This window comes from Pseudomonas meliae (assembly GCF_001400515.1).
Taxonomy (GTDB): Bacteria; Pseudomonadota; Gammaproteobacteria; order Pseudomonadales; family Pseudomonadaceae; genus Aquipseudomonas; species Aquipseudomonas amygdali.
In genome coordinates, this window is the sequence record NZ_LJQT01000382.1 from 1 (window position 1) to 471 (window position 471).

The following is a 471-nucleotide window of genomic DNA, read 5'->3' on the forward strand; positions in this document are numbered from 1 at the left end:
AAATTCCTATGCATGAACTGGGCCTGGCTCATGGCGACGGCCGCTTCGCCAAACTGATGGCCGGCTATGCCAAGACCGACCTGCTGATCTTGGACGACTGGGGGCTGGCACCGTTTACCGCCGCGCAACGGCGCGACATGCTTGAGCTGCTGGACGACCGCTACGGCAATCGCTCGACGCTGGTCACCAGCCAGATGCCGGTGGACAAATGGCATGCGCTGATCGGCGATCCGACCTTGGGCGACGCGATCCTCGACCGTCTGGTGCACAACGCTTATCGAATCGAGTTGAAGGGTGAATCGATGCGCAGGCGCGCAACGAAATTGACGACGAAAGGGACTTCAGACTAACAATGCGAACCTGCGTCGCTGCGCTCCGACTGCCTGTCCGGATAAGCGTGGAACGAGTGTCCGGATGTTGGTGGGCTGAGTGTCCGGATGACGTGGAATTCGCACCTTGACGCTGCGCAAT

The 471-nt window shown here is 60.1% G+C and carries 1 pseudogene; it reads left to right on the forward strand.

Going from position 1 to position 471, the window contains the following annotated elements:
* Window positions 1-350: pseudogene (gene istB / locus ALO64_RS17920) on the forward strand (IS21-like element ISPre4 family helper ATPase IstB); the annotation flags it as partial.
* Between the last annotated feature and the right edge of the window lie 121 nt (window positions 351-471).